Annotated in this window: 11 protein-coding genes and 1 pseudogene; 9 read left to right on the top strand and 3 right to left on the bottom strand. The window is 64.9% G+C overall.

Annotation, left to right across the window (positions count from 1 at the left end):
* Nucleotides 1–4: 4 nt before the first annotated feature.
* The 3 genes and pseudogenes from BIGA_RS08260 to BIGA_RS08270 all read right to left on the bottom strand — a co-directional run.
* Nucleotides 5–2,497: pseudogene (locus BIGA_RS08260) on the bottom strand (glycoside hydrolase family 36 protein); the annotation flags it as partial.
* Between the two features lie 41 nt (nucleotides 2,498–2,538).
* Nucleotides 2,539–4,263 carry a sialate O-acetylesterase gene (locus BIGA_RS08265; RefSeq protein WP_051917200.1) on the bottom strand — a complete coding sequence of 575 codons (1,725 nt, stop codon included), beginning with the start codon at nucleotides 4,261–4,263 and terminating at the stop codon, nucleotides 2,539–2,541.
* 78 nt (nucleotides 4,264–4,341) lie between these two features.
* Nucleotides 4,342–5,394: an SGNH/GDSL hydrolase family protein gene (locus BIGA_RS08270; RefSeq protein ID WP_033506850.1), complete on the bottom strand. Its 1,053-nt coding sequence runs from the start codon at nucleotides 5,392–5,394 to the stop codon at nucleotides 4,342–4,344.
* A 424-nt stretch (nucleotides 5,395–5,818) separates the two neighbouring features.
* On the opposite strand from BIGA_RS08270, the gene BIGA_RS08275 reads away from it, so the two are divergent.
* The 9 genes from BIGA_RS08275 (at nucleotide 5,819) to BIGA_RS08310 (ending at nucleotide 19,520) form a co-directional block, all read left to right on the top strand.
* Nucleotides 5,819–7,183, top strand: coding sequence for a GH1 family beta-glucosidase (locus BIGA_RS08275; RefSeq protein WP_033506848.1), 1,365 nt, complete (start codon nucleotides 5,819–5,821; stop codon nucleotides 7,181–7,183).
* 357 nt (nucleotides 7,184–7,540) lie between these two features.
* Nucleotides 7,541–7,678, top strand: a complete 138-nt coding sequence (locus BIGA_RS09570) for a hypothetical protein (protein WP_156098676.1) — start codon at nucleotides 7,541–7,543, stop codon at nucleotides 7,676–7,678.
* A 67-nt stretch (nucleotides 7,679–7,745) separates the two neighbouring features.
* Entirely contained in the window at nucleotides 7,746–9,440 is a 1,695-nt protein-coding gene (locus BIGA_RS08280; RefSeq protein ID WP_033506846.1) for an ABC transporter substrate-binding protein, read from the top strand.
* A 102-nt stretch (nucleotides 9,441–9,542) separates the two neighbouring features.
* Nucleotides 9,543–10,532 carry an ABC transporter permease gene (locus tag BIGA_RS08285; protein ID WP_033506844.1) on the top strand — a complete coding sequence of 330 codons (990 nt, stop codon included), beginning with the start codon at nucleotides 9,543–9,545 and terminating at the stop codon, nucleotides 10,530–10,532.
* Between the two features lie 86 nt (nucleotides 10,533–10,618).
* Entirely contained in the window at nucleotides 10,619–12,439 is a 1,821-nt protein-coding gene (locus tag BIGA_RS09950; protein ID WP_237744094.1) for a dipeptide/oligopeptide/nickel ABC transporter permease/ATP-binding protein, read from the top strand.
* Complete coding sequence (locus tag BIGA_RS08295; protein WP_033506840.1) at nucleotides 12,436–13,248, top strand: ABC transporter ATP-binding protein; 813 nt, start codon at nucleotides 12,436–12,438, stop codon at nucleotides 13,246–13,248. Before BIGA_RS09950 ends, BIGA_RS08295 begins: the two co-directional genes overlap by 4 nt.
* A gap of 75 nt (nucleotides 13,249–13,323) precedes the next feature.
* Complete coding sequence (locus BIGA_RS08300; RefSeq protein WP_033506838.1) at nucleotides 13,324–16,044, top strand: glycoside hydrolase family 2 protein; 2,721 nt, start codon at nucleotides 13,324–13,326, stop codon at nucleotides 16,042–16,044.
* Between the two features lie 118 nt (nucleotides 16,045–16,162).
* Nucleotides 16,163–17,203 carry a LacI family DNA-binding transcriptional regulator gene (locus BIGA_RS08305; RefSeq protein ID WP_033506836.1) on the top strand — a complete coding sequence of 347 codons (1,041 nt, stop codon included), beginning with the start codon at nucleotides 16,163–16,165 and terminating at the stop codon, nucleotides 17,201–17,203.
* Between the two features lie 82 nt (nucleotides 17,204–17,285).
* Nucleotides 17,286–19,520: an alpha-galactosidase gene (locus BIGA_RS08310; RefSeq protein ID WP_034259926.1), complete on the top strand. Its 2,235-nt coding sequence runs from the start codon at nucleotides 17,286–17,288 to the stop codon at nucleotides 19,518–19,520.
* Nucleotides 19,521–19,607: the final 87 nt, after the last annotated feature.

Here is a 19,607-nt window from a genome sequence, read left to right on the forward strand (position 1 = left end):
AGACGACGCGGAACACGCGAGCCGCCGGCGATGCGGCGTCGGCGACTGTCAGCCGTGCGATGCCGTCCTTATGGTCGATGGTCCACGGACGGGCCGACGGTGCGTGACTGGGAACCGTCGGGTTGGGGAAAACCTGTTCCAGCTGTAGCTCGTCCGGTAGCGGGATGTCCATCGACGCGGCGCCGCCACGACGCCAAACCGTGATGTACCCGTACGATCCATGAGAGGCATCCACGGACATGGAGTCGTGTCCTGCAGGTGGATACGAACGGTATGACGGCAGAGCATCCACAGACAAGGGGCCATCGCCTGTCCATCCGGTCTGGTCGGTCTGCCCGGTTCGTCCGTCCCGTCCGAACCCTGCCCCGGTCAACGGTCCCGGCCTCAGGCCGACGGTCAGCCAGTCGTCGGTGAAGCGGGGCAGCCCGGCGGGCCACCACGGCACCAGGTCCTGCGTCCGCTGTCCGTCCAGCACCGTGCGGTGCAACGCGACCGCGTCACGGACGAGCGCCAGCCGCGCGTCGTCCATCCGGTCGATGAACCCCGACAGATACAGCCGTCCGAGGATGCCCGAGGCCAGCGTGAACACGGCGGTCTCGTCGTCCATCTCCGGCTGGGCGTACCCCCAGTTGCCCTGCTGTTCCGGCAGGATCGTCATGCCGGCGCCGGCGGCGATGGCCGCATAGACCACGGGGTCGCACTGGTCGGAGGTCGACTGCAGGTCGAGACGGGACAGCTGCGCGTAATCGGCGCGCATCGCGCCCGACGCGCAGTTCTCGATCATCACGTCCGGATGGCGGCGCCGCAGGTCATCCAGCCAGTCGAGGTACGCCCGGCAGTGGCCGAGCAGCCCCGCGCCCGCGGAGCCCGTCCCGTCGTCGGCGCCGACGCCGGGCACGGTGTTGTAGTCGAATTTGAAGAACGCGACGCCGAACTCGTCGATCAGCCGGTCGACGGTCCCGGTGACGTGGTCGCGGGCCGACTGCGAACGGAAATCGAGCAGGAAGCGGCCGGAGTCGCAGACCCGTTCGCCGTGGCGACGGATGAACGCGTCGTCCGGCAGCGACGACGCCAGCGGCGACCTGACGCCGATCACCTCGGGCTCCAGCCACAGCCCCAGTCCCATGCCGTGGTTCCGTACGGCGCGGGCCAGACCGGCGAGGCCGGCCTTACCGAAGCGGTTCGTCGAGGGCTGCCATTCGCCGACCATGTCCCACCATCCGCCGTCGGTGCTGTCGTACCAGCCGGCGTCGATGCAGAAGACGTCCGCTCCTGCCTTCGCCGCGCCCTTGATCAGCGGCAGCTCGGTCTCGAGCCGCGGGTCGCCGAACAGCGTGTTCATGTAGTCGTTGTAGACGATCAGCGACCGCGTGCGTTCGAGCTGCGTCGTTCTTCCCAGCTCCGCCGCCTTCGCGCGGCGCAGCGCCCGGCGCTGCAGCGTCATCTCGGTCACCGCCCGCTGCCAGTCGCCCGCCGCGATGGAGAAGGAGACCGGCACGCTGACGAACGGGCCGTCGCGGAGGTCCGTGAACCACTGGTGGTCCTCGTTCTCCGGGCCGAAGCAGACGACGTGCAGCCCGGGGCCGTCCTCGCCGACCTCCCACTCCCAGGGGCCGTTGTGCTCGATCTGCCACATCACGCTGAACGCCGGCACGCCCGTGGACGCGGAGGACACCTCGAGCACGCCGTCGGGCTGATGCCGTCCGGTGCTCCAGGTGGAGGGGGACTGTTGCGCCACGCGCGAGCTGGACATGCCGGGGTTGATGTCGAAGTTGCGGTCCCGCAATGCGGTGTCGCGCAACGGCGCGGCGTGCCAGTCGTTCTCGACGGCCCATGCCGAGTCGGCCCACAACAGCCGCGTATGCCCGGCGTCGCCGTCGTTCGCGTCCATCGGCAGCGTGAGGCTGAGCGACGACACCGCCTCGATGACGTGCGGCCGGTCGGACTCGACCCGCGTGTACGTGCGCACCGCGGACAGCCCGGGGAAGGCCTCGAACACCGTGGTCACGGTGATGCCGGGGCCGCGCGCCGGGACCGGACGGTCCGGCGTCTCCGCGGCCGTCAGCGGCTCCGGCGTCTCGTCGTCCGTGCGGCCTGTCGGACGCAGGTCGTCGAACGACGCGAACTGGACGATCTCCAGACGATGAAGGCACCATGGCCGCGCGGTCCCGGCACCGTCCAGGACAGCCCCGCCGGCGCCCGGAGCCCCGTCGCCGGCGGCCTCCGGTTCGTCGACGCGCGCGGAGACGAACCGCAGGCATCTGCCGGCCACGGTCTCCGTCAACGGCAACCGGTTGTCGTTCGTCCCGCTTGACGGGTCGAGCAGCTCGACGATCGGGCGGGCGCGCCGCTGCGTCGGACCGCTCTTCCGCATCCCGCGCCCCGACAGTCCCAGCAGCCGCACCGGACTATTGCTGTAGGCGCCGAACGTCAGCGTGACCACGCCATTGCCCCAGGCGAACCTGCCGTATTCATCAGGCCGGATGAACCTCGTCATGTCTGCTCCTTACCGAATCTCCCCGTCGGGGGGCATACCCGCTACAGGCCTTCGTGCACGGCGTCGCGGGCGTCCACAGGCCGGCAAAACGGTTCCGCAGGGAGCCGTACGCCGGCTACGTCGTTGAACAGCGGCGCCGGTCCCCACGGCTTCCAAGCGTAGCGCACCAACTTCGGGGCGGGAACGCCGGACGCGTCCACCTGCACCTGCGAGCCGTCGATGCGCGCGGCGGCCGGCGTCCAACGGCCGTCGCCGCACGACAGCTCGAAGCCGGAGCCGTCCGCGTTGCGATACAGCGGGTCTCCGGTCGGCTCGCCGAGCGGCGCGGCGATGTCGGTGCCGAGTTCGTCGCCGTTGTAATGGCCGAAGTGCAGTCCTTCCGCATGGCTTAGGCGGATGACGAGCGAGCCGTCTTCCCGGGGCTCGACCGAATCGAGGACCGGGCCGTCTGTTGCCATCCCCTCGCGTCCGTATACCCGGCGCAGCGCGACGGCGGCGAGGCGCTCGCCGACCGTCCGTTTGTCGAGCGGGTGGATGTTGTCGTATTCGCCGCAGTCGATGATCGGCACCAGATAGACGTCCGGAATCGTGTCCGCCGCGTTCCGCTGCGCCGCGCGGATCTGCGGCCAGTGGTTCGGCGGCACCCCCGATTCGTCCGCGGCGCGGTCGCTCCAGCGCGGCAGCTGCACAATCAGGAATGGCAGTGCGCCGTCCGACCACAGTCTGCGCCATTCCGCGATCATGTCGCCGAGCAGGTGGCGGTAGTCGTCGCAGTACGCCTCGTCTTCCTCGCCTTGGTACCACAGGCATCCGCGGACGACGAACGGTGCGACGCGGCGCAGCATCGCCATGAACGGTCCGGTGGGACGGAACTGCGAGAACGGGGTCATCGGCGGCGGCCACGGGCACGGACCGAGCCGCTTGTCGATGGCGGCCTGCGTGATGTCGGGATCGGCGGCGCGGGCCGACGCGACGGCGGCGTTCCATGCGTCGGACCGCGCCTGCCAATCCGCGAACATGGCGCGGCACTCGGTGTCGGACTTGCCGGCGATCTGCGCATGGTAGCGGTCGAGGTATCCGCGGCCGGCCTCGGACCGAGACAGGTTCTCCCCGCTCATCCAGCAGGTGACCGAGGTGCCGCCCACATAGCAGTCGATGACGCCGACGGGTACGTCTCCCAGCTCGTCGCGCAGACGCCGGGCGGCGTAGTAGGCGACCGCCGACACCGTGCCGACCGTGTCGGGGGCGGCGGACCGCCAGCATGAGACGTTCTCGGCGGCGGCGTCCAGCTCGCCGGTTTTCGGGGTGTTGTAGAAGCGCAGCAGCGGGTCGCGGCTGCCGGCGATGGCGTCGGCCGGTCGCAGGCTGTTGCGCAGCTCGAGTTCCATGTTGCTTTGCCCGCTGGCCAGCCAGACCTCACCGACGAGGACGTCGCGGTATGCGATTCGTTCCTCGCTGTCCGCCACCTGCAGCGTGTGCGGCCCGCCGGCGGGCATGGCGGGCAGCGTGACCGCCCATGCGCCGTCGGCTCCGATCGTCGTCTCGGCCCGTTTCCCGTCGATGCCGACCGTGATTCCGGTGTCGGGTATACCGGTGCCGAATACGACGACCGGCCGGTCGCGCTGCAGCACCATGCCGTCGGAGAAGACGGCCGCGACGCGGAACGATTGACGTGTGGTACGACGGGCCGACTCCGTGGCGTCGGATGTGGGACGGTTGGACGCCGATCCCGGTGCTGGTCCCGTCGCCGCTGCTGTGCTCATCATTGGCCTCCTTGTCATGGTCGTTGCGATGCGTTGGTCGTCGCGATGCGGCTCGGTACGCCGCACTCCATCGCTCGCCGGTCAGCGCCAGATTCGCTCGCCGAACCCTTCGAGGAAGGTGGCGAGTTCGTCGGCCATCTCGCGGTGTTCGGCGACGCGCGGATGACCCGGGGTCGCCGAACCGTTACGTGTATAGAGGAAATGCACGACCTTCGGGTCGGCGATGCCGGCGCACACCTCGCCGATGGCCCGGTCCCAGGCCGCGTCGTGGTTGAGCACCGTGGTGGCCAGCACGATGAGGGCGTCCGGATATCGGCCACGCAGCGCATGCACGAAATCGCCGTACCGCTCCCGCCAGTGGCGCGCCTGCTCGCCGTCGTAGTCGTCGGCCATGAAATCGGTCGGGTGCGCGTCGTTCTGTCCCAACGCGACGACGACCACATGCGGCGTGTATCGCGAGAAATCCCAGGACCTGGACGCCCCGAGCCGCGGATTGTACTCGATGCGGTCCCAAATGCTTTCCATGCCGGTGTAATCAGGACCGTTGAACCATCCGATGCCGTCGAGCAGTGCCGCGCCGCCCTGCGCGACGTCGTGCAGCTGCGCGTTCAGCCGTCGGGCGGCGATGGCGGCGTAGGAGAACCACGCGTTGCTGTACGGACTGAGATCGACGTCCGGATCCGCCTGGCCGGTGTACAACAGGGCTTCGTTGCGCTCGCCGCAGGATACCGAGTCGCCGTACACCTCGATGCGCCGCATCGGTTCCGGTGCGGACGGCGATGCCACGGCCGCGCCGTCGTCGACGATGAAGCCGAGGATCTCGAGATGATGTTCGCCGTCCTGCCGCTTGAACACGATGACGTCGTGCTCGATGTCGGGCAGGTGGTCGGCGAACGGCACGATGACAGGCTCGTCGTCGACGGGGATGCGCGCCCTGACCTGCACGCCGTCGATGACGGCGCCGATGGTGCTGTCACCGTAGTCCCGGCGGTTGACCAGACGCATGCCGACGGACGTACCCGTGCACCGGAATCTCGCCTGCGTGTAGGGGAACACCCATATCGGGCGCGAGGGGTCGGCGTCGTCGATGCGGCCCATGGTGCGGATGGCCGGATGGTTCGGCGGGATGAGCATGGCTGGCCCTCTCCTTCGGGTTCCGCGGGCGCGCGCGATGCGTCATTGCGGAATCACTGAAATGAATCGATTAAGTCATATCATATGACAGTGCGGTCGTCGGCCCGCCGTGTGGCGGATGTTTCCCATGGGAGGCATGAGGCGGTGTCGGTGAATGAAGGTTGTCTCGAAGACTGTAAAGTGCGGCGATATTGTGCGGTTTACGGCGAGTCTGCATGTGAAGGCGACATGTGGGTGCGTGGTCGTGGGGCATGTGGCATGTTGCGGATGGAAGAGTGATCCAAGTGGACAACATAAACTGAATCGATTAATATTCGTGTTGACAACCGCATCATCGGTTCGCGGAGGGCACCAGGCATTCGAAGCCGGTACCGGACGATGGTTGGTGCCGTCGCAACCATATGACATCAGCAAAGGAGCTCTTATGACCGCATCGTTTCCCGATGACTTCCTGTTCGGCACGGCGACGGCGTCCTATCAGATAGAAGGCGCCGCCAACGAGGACGGGCGTTGTCCTTCCATCTGGGACACATTCAGCCACACCGGTCACACGTTGGGTGGGGACACCGGCGATGTGGCCTGCGACTCCTATCATCGGTGGGAGGAGGATCTCGACCTTCTGGCCGATCTCGGCGTGGACGCCTACCGATTCTCCGTGGCCATGCCGCGGGTGATGCCGGTCGAAGGCGGGGCGCCGAACCCCAAAGGCCTTGACTTCTACGAGAGGATCGTCGACGGACTGCTTGCCCGTGGCATCAAGCCGATCGTGACGCTGTACCACTGGGACCTGCCGCAGTATCTCGGCGACCAGGGCGGCTGGTTGAATCGCGACACCGCCTATCGGGTGGCCGAATATGCGGGTGTGGTGGCGCACCGGCTCGGTGACCGCGTGCACACCTACACCACGCTGAACGAACCCTGGTGCTCCTCCTATCTGAGCTACGGTGGAACCGAGCACGCGCCGGGGCTTGGCGGAGGTCCGAAGGCGTTCGCGGCCGTGCACCACCTCAATCTCGCGCATGGCCTGATGACGCAGACTATCCGCGGCGAGGCCGGCGACGGGCCCGAACTGTCGGTCACGCTGAACCTGCAGATGAATCGGGGCGATGCGGACGCCATGCATCGCCTGGACCTGATCGCCAACCGCGCGTTCCTCGACCCCATGCTGCGCGGCTACTACCCGGAGGAGCTGTTCGCTGTCACCCGCGGCATCTGCGACTGGTCGTTCGTCCAGGACGGGGATCTCGAACAGATCCACCAGCCGATTGATGTGCTCGGCATCAACTATTACAGCACCAACCGCGTGGCCATGAGCGGCCGCCCGCAGTTCCCGCAGTCGGCCACCGCGTCCACCGCTCCGGGGGCGAGCGATGTCGACTGGCTGCCGACCGAAGGTCCCCACACCGACATGGGGTGGAACATCGATCCGGACGGGCTGCACGACCTGCTGGTGCGCACCTACGACCAGTACCGCCTTCCGATGGTGGTGACCGAGAACGGCATGGCCTGCAGGGACGAGCTGGTCGTGGAAGCGGACGGGACGAAGGCCGTCCATGACGCAGAGCGCATCGAATACGTCCGGCGGCATCTGGAGGCGGTGTCCCGTGCCATGACCGAGGGCGTCCCGATGCGGGGCTATTTCGTATGGTCCCTGCTGGACAACTTCGAATGGGCGTTCGGCTACGCGAAGCGCTTCGGCATCGTGTATATGGATTACGAGACACTCGAACGCACCCCGAAGGACAGCTTCCGGTGGTACCGCGGGGTGATTGCGAACCGCGGCCTGTGACGGGCTTCATGGGCGGCCGGATGATGTCTCTGGCCGCCCATGGTCGCCATTCCGTCGGATGATTCATCGGAGGTCATCATAGAGGCTCACACATAAATGTATCGGTTCACTAAACTGTCTCACATTTGCTCTACGACGATGGTGCTGTGGGACAAGGTCTGCTCGTTTTTCTCGACAAGTTCGAAATCGTGACAAATCAGCGATAAATCAGCGGTCTGACATAGTCATATGTCTGGAAGGCGAGGTAGTCCTCCCACAGATGCGACACGCCGATGGACATGTCCTGAAGAAGAAAATCACCGCTACAAATTACGTAATCGGTTAAGTAAAACAGTTGAAATTCCAAGGTTGTGTCAGATGGCTGTGAAAGCAGTGTGGGAAAAGCAAAAAAAGTTGAAATTTCAAGATTTGCGTGACCTGATCAATGGTGTTAATCTTTTTCTTGCCGAGATTCAGCACTCAGAGAAGAGAGCAAAATCATCGCTTTGTAACTGAACCGGTAAATAAACAGTACTGTCATTTCTGGCGTATGCCGGAACGACAATGCAACAAAGGAGTTGAGATGACCACACAACATGGCATCCGTCGAATCGCCAAAATCGCGGTATGTGCCGCGGCTGCGGTTTCCATGATGCTGCCGTTGGCCGCTTGCGGCAAAAACGGTGGGCAGAACGCTGGCGGTGGAGATTCCTCCATCATCAACGTCTTCAACGGCGCGACCGGTACCATCACCGAAAACTTCAATCCGTTTTCGCCTACCGCGCTACAGCCGACGCTGGGTTTGATTTATGAGCCGTTGTTCTACTACAACATCTACACCGGCGCCGATCCCAAGCCGATGCTGGGCGAAAGTTGGGAATGGAACGAGGATGGCAGCCAGCTGACCGTCACCACCCGCGAAGGCGTCAAGTGGCAGGATGGCGAACCATTCACCGCAAAGGACGTGGCATACACTTTCCAGTTGATTGTCGACAATCCGGCGCTGAACACCAGCGGCACGCCGATCAAGTCCGCCGAGGCCACCGATGACACCCATGCGGTAATCACTTTTAACGCCCCTAACTCCTACTTGCAGGAATCCCAGATCCTGGGCAACTCCGCCATCGTTCCGGAGCATCTGTGGAGCAAAGTCGAGGACCCGTCCGCCTACACCAACGAGGACCCGATCGGCACCGGCCCGTTCAAGCTCGATAACTTTACATCCCAGGCGTACACGCTCACCGCTAATGCCGATTATTGGAACGGCAAGCCCAAGATCGAAGGCGCCAGGTTCCTGTCGCTGAACGATGCCGACGGCGCTGCCAGCGCCCTGATCGGCGGGCAGATCGACTGGATGTCCTCGTTCATCCCGGGTCTCGACAACCTGCTGAAGGACAACCCGGACATCAGCTACACCAATACGCCGTACATGACCACCGCGATCATCACCTGCGCCAACGGCGATGCCGGCTGCGTAGGTCCCCAGACTGACCCGGCTGTGCGCCAGGCCATGTATTACGCGATGGACCGCACACAGCTCAACAAGCTTGCTGCTGATGGCACGGGCAAGATCGGCTCTCCGACCATGCTGGTGCCGGACCGCGACGAGAAGTGGATTCCCGACGAGTCCCTGCGCACGACCCCGGAGGGCAGCGACATCGATAAGGCCAACGAGATTCTCGACGAAGCCGGCTGGACGATGGGCGACGATGGCATCCGCGTCAAGGACGGCGAACGTCTGTCGATGACAATCCAGACCGTATCCGGCTACTCCGACTACATCACCATCAATAACACGCTGCAGCAGACCTTCAAGGAGGTCGGTATCGAGCTCAAGCCCACGCTGCTTTCGTGGAACGAATGGAACAACAACGAGCAGACCGGCCAGTTCCAGCTGTCGCTCGATTCGCTCGGCGCGGGCTCGTCCACGGACCCGTACTTTATCTACAACAAGTTCATCAGCGAGAACGCCGCCAAGGTCGGCGAAACCGGTGGCGTGAATCTGTCCCGCTACTCGAATCCCGTCGTGGACGAGGCCGTGGCCGCGGCCGCCTCGACCAACGACGAGGCCGAGAAGATCAAGCAGTACGGCATCGTTGAAGCTGAGCTCGCCAAGGACATGCCGTATATCACGATCTATCTGAACACCTGCCTGAATGAGTACAACCAGACCAAGTACACGGGATGGCCGACGGAGGATGACATGTACGCCCTGCCAATCACCTGGCGAGCTTGGGATAACGGCATCATCCTGCAGACCATCGAGCCCAAGCAATGATCGAACGGTAGTTCGACCCCTCTCAGAAAACAATGATGTTCCGGGTCCGTCCGTTCGCGGATGAGCGGACAGGCCCGGAATCTCCGAAACGGAGTTCGGTCAATGAAATTCATACTACGCAAACTCGGATTCTATGTCGTGGCCCTATGGGGTGCCATGACGCTGAATTTCTTTTTGCCCCGTCTGATGCCGGGCAACCCAGTCGACCAGCTGATATCCAAGCTGTCCCAGCACGGCCCGGTCACCCCCGAGACCCGTCACGCCCTTGAGCTGCTGCTCGGAGCGGATTCCTCAGAACCGATGTGGAAGCAGTACATCAACTATTTCGTCTCGATCTTCAAGGGCGATCTGGGTGTTTCCGTGGCCTACTATCCGACCAAGGTGTCGGAGGTCATCGGCAATACCCTGCCGTGGACGGTGGGCCTGGTGGGACTCGCCACCATCATCGCGTTCGCGTTGGGCATCGTGCTCGGCGCCTTCGCAGGATGGAAGCGCGGTTCGGTGATTGACAACATCATCCCCGTGCTCACGCTGTTCCAGTCGATTCCGTACTTCTGGCTCGGCCTGATCCTGCTGTACTTCCTCTCGCTGAAGGCGGGCATCTTCCCGCTGTTCGGCGGATACGACGTCTACACGACCACACCCGGGCTGACCTGGGAGTTCATCTCCTCGGTCATCTACTACGGCATCCTGCCCGCGGTCACCATCGTGCTGTCCTCCCTGGGAGGATGGATGCTCGGCATGCGCAACATGATGGTTTCCACGCTGTCGGAGGACTACATCCTCGTCGCCGAGGCCAAAGGTCTGTCCCCGATGAAGATCATGCGTTCCTATGCGGCACGCAACGCCGTGCTGCCCTCGATTTCCGGCTTCGCCATCTCGCTGGGCTTCGTGGTCTCCGGTTCGCTGGTCACCGAAACCGTGTTTTCGTATCCGGGCATCGGCTCGGCTCTGCTTACCGCCGTGCAGTCAAATGACTACGCCCTGATGCAGGGCATCTTCCTGATCATCACAATCTCCGTGCTCGGAGCCAACCTGATCATGGATCTGCTCTATGGATTCATCGATCCCCGAACCAGGGTGCAGGGGTGACGACCATGGCAACGAATACGAAAGGTGCATCGAATATGGGTGCGAAAGCGAAAAGAAAGCGCGCCGCGGATTCCATGATTCCGAAGATGACGCCGAAACTGGCCGTCGGTCTGACCATCGTGACCGTCATCGTGCTGTTCGCCGTCATCGGTCCGTTCCTGCTGCCCGATCCGCGCGGCATCAGCGACCATCTGCTGGAGGCCCCGAGCGCGCAGCATTGGCTCGGCACCACGCGAACCGGCGAGGATGTGCTCGCCCAGCTCGCCACGGCCTGCCGCGGCTCCCTGATCGTGGGCGTCATCGTCGGCCTGCTCGCCGTGGTGCTGTCGAGCTTCTTCGGCATCGTCGGCGCGTACATCGGCGGCCTGGCCGATGACCTGTTCTCCCTGTTCTCGAACGTCATGCTCGTCATCCCGGGCCTGCCGCTGGTCATCATCATCTCCAGCTACCTGCCGTACAAGAGCGTATGGTTGGTCGCCGTGGTGCTGGCCATCACGTCGTGGGCCGGTTCGGCGCGAGTGCTGCGCAGCTACACGCTTTCGGTGCGCAGCCGTGACTACGTGCTGGCTTCGCGTGTGGCCGGTGAGAAGCCGTGGCGCATCCTGGCGGTCGAGATCCTGCCGAACCTGCTGCCGATCCTCGCCTCCCAGATCATGCAGGCGATCATCTCCGCGATCCTGGGTGAGGCCGGTCTGGCGTTCCTCGGCTTGGGCGCGACCGATTCGCTGACCTGGGGCACGATGCTGTACTACGCGCAGAACGGCCTGGCGCTCAAGCAGGGCGCATGGTGGTGGTTTATCCCGCCGGGCCTTTGCCTGGCCCTGTTCGGCGCCGCCCTCGCGTTGATCAACTTCTCGGTCGACGAGATCATCAACCCGAAGCTGAAGGCGGCCACCAAGTCGGAACTCAAGCGGTGGAAGCTTGAGGAGAAGGCCGGCAAGGCGAAGTCGGACAAGCAGTTCGGTACCGCGGCCAGCGCGCCCAAGCTAGGAGGAACGGAAATCATGACCGAACATGCCATGAACGCCGCAGTTCCGCAGTACGAGCAGAACCCGGTGCTCGAAGTCGACGATTTCTGCGTGGAATACCGTGCGGAGGAAACCGTCAAGGCCGTCAACCATGTCTCGCTCAAACTGGGCCGTGGAGAGGTCCTTGGTCTGGCGGGCGAGTCGGGATGCGGCAAATCGACGCTGGCCTACGGCATCAACCGCCTGCTCAAGCCCCCGGCCGTCATCACGTCCGGCCGCGTGGTGTTCAATTCCCGCGAAGGCTATCCCATCGACGTGCGCGCCCTTGAAGGCAAGGACCTGCGCGCGTTCCGGTGGGAGAAGATTTCGATGGTCTTCCAGGGGGCGATGAACTCGCTCAACCCCGTCAAGAAGATCAAGGACCAGTTGGGCGACGTCTTCGTCACCCACCGTCCCGAGATGGACAGGAAAGCCCGGCTCGATAAATGCGGCGAACTGCTGGAGCGCGTGGGCGTGCCCCGCGACCGCCTGAACGCCTATCCGCATGAGCTGTCCGGTGGTATGCGCCAGCGCGTGATGATTGCCATGGCCATGGCGCTCGATCCGCAGGTGATGATCATGGACGAGCCGACGACCGCGTTGGACGTGGTGGTGCAGCGCGAGATTCTACGCGAAATCACCCGTCTGAAGAACGATTTCGGCTTCGCCGTGATCTTCATCACCCACGATCTGCCGCTGCTGCTGGAGATCTCCGACCGGATCGCGGTGATGCGGCATGGCCAGATTCTCGAGATGAATGACGCCATGTCGCTGTACACCAATCCCCAGAATGAATACACAGCCAAGCTGCTGTCCAGCTTCCCGTCGTTGACCGGCGACCGTGGCGATTTCATCCGTCAGGGCAACGTCGTGTCCGAGTCCACGGAGGTGTCGCGATGACCACCATGCAGATGAAGGACGTGGTGAAGGAATACACCCTGCGCAACGGGTTGAAGACCTCGACGCTGTTCGCGGTCAACCATGTGAGTTTCTCCCTCGAATCCGGCAAGACGGTCGGCTTGGTGGGACAGTCGGGATCCGGCAAATCCACCATCGCCAAGATGCTGCTCGGATTGGAGAAGCCCACCAAGGGCGCCATCCTCATCGACGGCAAGCCGATCGGCCATAGTCGTGAGGAACGCCAGTGGTTCAACAAGAACGTGCAGATGGTCTTCCAGGATCCGTACGCATCGTTGAACCCGTATCATACGGTCGAGCATCATATCGCGCGTCCGCTCAAGATCCACCATCCGGACCTGAGCAAGGAGGAGATCCACAAGCGCGTCGTCGATCTGCTGGACCGTGTGCGTCTTTCGCCCGGTGAGGAGTTCGCCTCGCGCCTGCCCGGCGAGCTGTCCGGAGGCCAGCGCCAGCGTGTGGCCATCGCCCGTGCGCTGGCCCCGGAACCGAGCATCCTAATCGCGGACGAACCGGTGTCTGCGCTTGACGTGTCGATCCGACTGGGCGTGCTGAACCTTATCGCGCAGCTGCAGCGCGACGAGAACCTCGGCATCCTGTACATCACGCATGACATGGCGACGGCCCGGTATTTCTCCGACGAGATCATGGTGATGCGCAAAGGCGAGATCGTGGAACACGGTCCGGCCGACGACATCATCCTGCATCCGCAGCACGAGTACACCAAGACTCTGATCGGCGCGGCCCCCGACCCGGAGCGCAGGCTCAAGGAACTCAAGAGGATCGGCTGAACGTCGAACCGGCGGCGGTCGCATGACCGCCGCCGGCCATCATTTACCATGCCTTAGCAAAGGAATATATCTGTCATGGGAACATGCAACACCTCATTCATGGAGCTGACCGCAGGCTGGACGCTCACCGCGCTCAACCCCGAGGTCGCGCCCTCCGAGCTGCGCGACCGTCTGGCGGCCGGCATCCCGGCCACCGTGCCCGGCGAGGCCGCGCTTGACCTGCTGCGCGCCGGCCTGATCGACGACCCGTTCGACGGCGACAACGAGACCCGCCAGCAGTGGATCGGTGACATCGACTGGCGGTTCGAATGCTCCTTCGCATGGCACGACGACGGCGAGACACGCCACGACCTGGTGGCTGGCGGCCTGGACACCGTCGCCGACCTGCGCCTCAACGGCCGTCCGGTCGGCCATGCGGAGAACTTCCACCGCACCCATCGCTGGGACGTGCGTGGGCTGCTGCGCGACGGCGAGAACACGCTTGAGGTCGTGTTCGCCTCGCCGGTGCGCGAATCCGACCGGCGCGAACAGGAGCTCGGCTACCTGCCGCACACCGAGCACCACGCGTTCAACCAGCTGCGCAAGCCTTCCTATAGCTTCGGCTGGGACTGGGGCATCGACGTGGCCAACGCCGGCATCTGGCGTCCGATCGGCATCGAATCATGGTCCGGCGTGCGCCTGTCCGCCGTCCGTCCGCTCGTCGACGTCGACCGCCACGGCGACGGCGTGCTCGACGTCGAGGTCGAGATCGAACGCGAGGGCTCGGGCCGCGTGATGAACGTGGGCGACGCCCTCCGGCGGACCGCCGTGACCGTCACAGCCGTCGTGCGCGGCCATGGCGCCGAGGTCCGCGGCGAGACCGTCATCGGCCCCGGCGCGTCCCGCGGCAGGGTCACGCTCGACGTGCCCGACGCCGAGCTGTGGTGGCCGCTCGGCTACGGCGACCATCCGCTGTACGACGTGGACGTGGCTGCATCGGTCACGGCGGACGCCGACGGGACGCCCGTCGCCCCCGCCGCGGAGCCGCAGGCCGCATGGTCCGGCCGCGTCGGCTTCCGCACCGTGCACGTCGACACGTCCGCCGACGACGAGGGCCGTCCGTTCCGGATCCATATCAACGGCGCGCCCGTGCACGCCCGCGGCTACAACTGGATCCCCGACGACGCCTACATCTCCCGCGTGGGACGCGCCGACTACGAGCGCGGCGTGCGCGACCTAGTCGAGTCGAACTCGAACATGGTGCGCGTCTGGGGCGGTGGCATCTACGAGGACGACGTGTTCTACGACCTGTGCGACGAACGCGGCGTGATGGTCTGGCAGGACTTCATGCTCGCCTGCGCCGCCTACCACGAGGACGCGTTCACCAAGGCGGAGATCGAGGCCGAGGCGCGCGAGCACATCAGCCGTCTGGCCTGCCACCCGAGCCTGGTGGTGTGGAACGGGTCGAACGAGAACTACGTGGCCCACGCCGAATGGGGCGGCAACAAGCAGGCCGTCCGGGCGGACGACCTGCCGGCGGGGGAGTACGGCTACGGGCAGAGGCCGTGGGGCGAGGCGTACTACCGCGAGGTGTTCCCCGCGCTGCTCGCCGAGCTCGACCCGACCCGCGCGTACATCGAAAGCTCCCCGATGAGCTTCACGCCCTACACCGCCGCGAACCTCGACACCGACGGCACGATGCACATCTGGGACGTGTGGAACCGCGTGGACTACCGCAAGTACGCCGAATACCGCCCGCGGTTCGCCGACGAGTTCGGCTACCAGGCGCCGCCCGCATGGAGCACGCTCGTCCGCGTCGTGCACGACGAGCCGCTCGACCCGTTCGGCGCGCAGATGCTGGTCCATCAGAAGGCCTCGGGCGGCAACATCAAGCTCGCCCGCGGCATGCGCTCGCATCTGACGCCCGGCGACATCAACGACGTCGGCTACGACGCCGACGGCGTCCGCAGCTGGCTGATCCCGACCGACGCCTGGGACGACGTCGAGGACTGGCACTGGGCGTGCCAGCTGCAGCAGGCGCAGGCGCTGCGCTTCGGCGTCGAGTACATGCGGTCGATCGAGCCCGTCAACGCCGGCGCGCTGATCTGGCAGCTCAACGACGACTGGCCCGTCGTCTCCTGGGCGGCCGTCGACTACGACGGCCACCGCAAGCCGCTGTGGTACGCCTCGCGCGGCTTCTTCGCGCCGAGGCTGGCCACGATCCAGCCGCGCGTCTCCGACAGGGCCCGGGAGGACATGGATTGGGAGGGCGTGAAGGTGGCCGGGTACGACCATCTGGCGCTGGCCGTGCTCAACGACACGCTGGAGCCGGTGTCGACCGTATGGATGGTGGAGCGCCGCAGGCTGTCCGGCGAGGTCCTTGCGTCGGCGACGTTCGATGTCGGGCTGGAGGCGAACGGCCATCGCGACGTCCCGCTGCCGGCGGAGGTGTCGGCGTTCGGGGACCCGGCCGACGAGATCATCGTCGCCACCCCGTCCGATCCGCAGGCCGGATTCGCCCGCGCGGTGTACAACCCGGCCGAGGTGATCGACCAGGACCTCGCCGCCGATCCGGTCTCGGTGGAGGCCGTGGCCGTCGACGGCGGCTGCGAGCTGACGGTGACGGCCCGCGCCTACGCCCGCGACGTGTTCTGCATGGTCGACAAGGTCGATCCGTGCGCGACGGTCGACGGCGGCATGGTCACGCTGCTGCCCGGCGAATCGGTGACCTGGCGCGTGACGTGCGGCCCCGACGCCGACCCGTCGGCCTTCGCCGCGCCGAACGTGATGCGCTCCGCCAACGATCTTAAGTGTTGAATCTTTTTTTGGATTCAGCCGTGCAAAAGGATGGCGCCCGGCGTGATGTCCACTCGTGTTAGGGTGAGACTAGAACGCTCGGGCGTCATCGTTTTTCATTGGTAAAAAGGAAGTGCACATGGTACTTGCAAGGACGAAAGTGACCATTTCAGACGTCGCAAAGGCAGCGGGCGTGTCCAACAGTGCGGTTTCATATGCTTTGAACGATAAACCGGGGGTTTCTGACGCAACGCGAAATAAAGTGCTGCGGGTCGCGGAAGAAATGGGCTGGCTGCCGAACAGTGCGGCGAAAGCGTTGTCTGATGCCAGTACAAAATCTATCGGAATCGTGTTTGCGTCGAAGCCTGAGACCATGGCTGTTGATTCTTATACCATGGAGTTGTTGGGCGGCTTGGGGACTGAGCTTGAGAAGAACGGATATTCGTTATTGCTTAGGTTCGCTTCGGATCGTAATCGAGCTCTTGACGCGCATCGTGAGTGGATTGCTTCCGGTAGCGTGGACGGCGTTCTGATTCATGACGTGGAAATCGGTGATTCCCGTATCGAACTGTATCGCAAGCATCCTGAGATTCCTGCGCTGGTACTGGGAGCGCCGTCCTTAGCCGGAGGTCTACCGACTATGTATACGGATGACGCTGCCGGGGCTCGATTGATTGTCGATTATCTCCATGAATTGGGACATCGGCATATCGCACGTGTCGCTGGCCCTGAACGTTTGGGACATACTTTTATCAGGGATCGCGCGTTTGCCGAAGAGACATCGGCGATGGGCATGTACTATGACTGTCTGCACGCGGATTACTCCCCGGAAGAGGGGGGTGACTGTACCATCAGATTGCTGACTTTCCCTGAACGGCCGACGGCAATCGTCTACGATAGTGACAGTATGGCGATTGCGGGACTGCGCGTAGCCAACAGCCGCGATATGTCAGTACCGAATGATTTATCGATAGTTTCGTGGGACGATTCTTTCGCTTGTACAGCGGTTACGCCTCCTCTAACCGCCCTGTGGCGAGATATTCCCCGCCTCGGCAATCGCGTGGCGTCGTTATTACTCAAATTGATTGCTGGAGAACATGTGGAAAATACTTCGGAATCGCCCTACGAATTGGAAATCAGAGGTTCGACCGCAGCGCCGTCGGTGATTTCGAACGAATAGTGCCCGTTCTATTCGAGGCCGATGCATTTGTATTGTCGATTTGTTTATTGCTTATGTTGTTGATTTTACGGAGGAAGTACTGATGTTCGACAACGGAGCGCACGCCGTCCTCGGACGCGACGGCGTCCGCATCATAGTGAAGATTCCCGGCGACGAGATGCCGCAGGTCGAATACTGGGGTCGCGATCTCGGCGCCGTGGGCGACGAGGGGATTCTCGAGGCGCTGGACGCGATGACGCTCAAGGACACCCCGCCGAACAGGCCCGACGCGGCCTGGCGGCCGTCGCTGCTGCCGCAGGGCGCCGAGGCGTGGGCCGGACGGCCCGGACTCGAGGCGCACCGCGGCGGAGCGCCGGTGTTCGCCCGGTGGACGCAGGTCGGGGCACGGGTGTTCGACGGCGCCGACGGCGAAGGCGTCGCCGTCGGGAGCGGGGACGCCGCCCGGTCCCGGATCGTCGTCGGCGACCGTCTCGAGATCGTCGCCGCCGACGCCGTCAACCGCATACGTCTCGAACTGACGCTGGCGGTCCGGCCCGGAGGGCTCGTCACGGTCTCCCGCCGCCTGACCAACACCGACGCCGCTGCCGCCGAACCGCTCGCCGTCGACTGGCTCGACGCGGTCCTGCCCGTTCCCCGACGCGTCGACACGCTCACCCAGTTCACCGGACGCTGGCCGTTGGAGAAGCAGCCGGCGACCGCCGCGATGCCCGTCGGCTCGGTCACGCGCGACTGCCGCCGCGGCAAGACCGGCCACGACTCCCCGTGGATGTTCATCCTCTCCGACGGCGCGCCGCGGTGGTCGGAGGGCGAGGTCTGGGCCTGCCACCTCGCGTGGAGCGGCAACCAGACCTACCGGCTCGACAATCTCGCCGCACATGAGCCGCTGCTTGGCGCCGGCGAACTGCCCGGCCCCGGCGAGATCATGCTGGCGGCGGGGGAGTCGTACCGGGCTCCCGACGTCTGCTTCGCGTATTCCGATTGTGGACTCGACGGAGTGGCCGCTCGGTTCCACGATTGGGTGCGCGCGATGCCCGGGCGCGTGGACCCGGTCGCCAAGCCCCGTCCGTTCACGCTCAACACCTGGGAGGCCGTGTACTTCGACCACGACGAGGCGACGCTCATGCGGCTCGCCGACCGCGCCGCCGCCATAGGCGTGGAGCGGTTCGTGCTCGACGACGGATGGTTCCACCTGCGCCGCGACGATTCCAAGGGACTGGGGGACTGGACGGTCGATCCCGCGGTCTGGCCGAACGGGCTCGACGGACTGGCCCGGCACGTGCACGGCCTGGGCATGGAATTCGGACTGTGGTTCGAACCGGAGATGGTCAACCTCGAATCGGACCTGTACCGGGAGCATCCCGACTGGGTCCTGGCCGCCCCCGAGGCGGTGCCGTGCCGCGGCGACGTCTCGTACCGCAACCAGTACGTGCTCGACCTGGCCAACCCGGACGCCTACGCACACGTCCACGGGCAGATGGCCGGGCTGATCCGGGACCTCGGCATCGACTACATCAAATGGGACCACAACCGCGACGTCACCGAGCCGGTGCACGACGGACGGTACGGGCTGCACGCGCAGACCGAGGCCTGCTACCATCTGTTCGACCAGCTGCGCGGCGAATTCCCCGGTCTGGAGATCGAGAGCTGCGCGTCGGGCGGCGCCCGCACCGACACCGGCATGCTGATGCACGCGGACCGCGTCTGGGGGTCCGACTCCAACGACCCGCGCGACCGCATCGACATCCAGCGCTGGACCGAACTGGTCGTGCCCCCGGAGATGATCGGCGCCCACGTCGGCCCGTCGCCCGCGCATTCCACCGGCCGCGCGACCGACCTGTCCTATCGCGCGGCCGTCTCGCTCACCGGATGCTCGGGGTTCGAATGGAACATCCTCGACTGCGACGACGACGAGCTGCGGAGCCTCGCCGCGTTCGTGGCGCTGTACAAGGAGCTGCGCGGCCTGCTGCATACGGGGCGCGTCGCGCACGCCGACCTGCACGACCCGGCCTGGCGCGCCAGGGGCGTGACGGACGCCGGAAGGACGCATGCCGTCTGGACCGTCGCCACCGTCGACACCCTGCGCGACGCGCTGGCCGAGCGGCTGCGGATAACCGGGCTCGCCCCCGCGCGGCGCTACCGCGTGCGCCTGCGCACCGAGGTCGGCGAACCCCGCTGGGGATGGGTCACGCCCCGCTGGCTCGACGCCGCGCGCCATGGAGGATTCACCGTCCCCGGACGCCTGCTCGGCGAGATCGGCCTGCAGCTGCCGCCGCTGTGGCCGCTGCAGGCGATGATCCTGGAGTTCACCGCGGAATAGGCCGCGCCGGCGTCCGGGCGGCGGCATTACGACGTCCCTGGACGGCGTGGCGACGCCACGGCTATGATGTGCGGCAAAGACGACGAC

Origin of the sequence: Bifidobacterium pullorum subsp. gallinarum (assembly GCF_000741215.1) — a bacterium.
Taxonomy (GTDB): Bacteria; Actinomycetota; Actinomycetes; order Actinomycetales; family Bifidobacteriaceae; genus Bifidobacterium; species Bifidobacterium pullorum_B.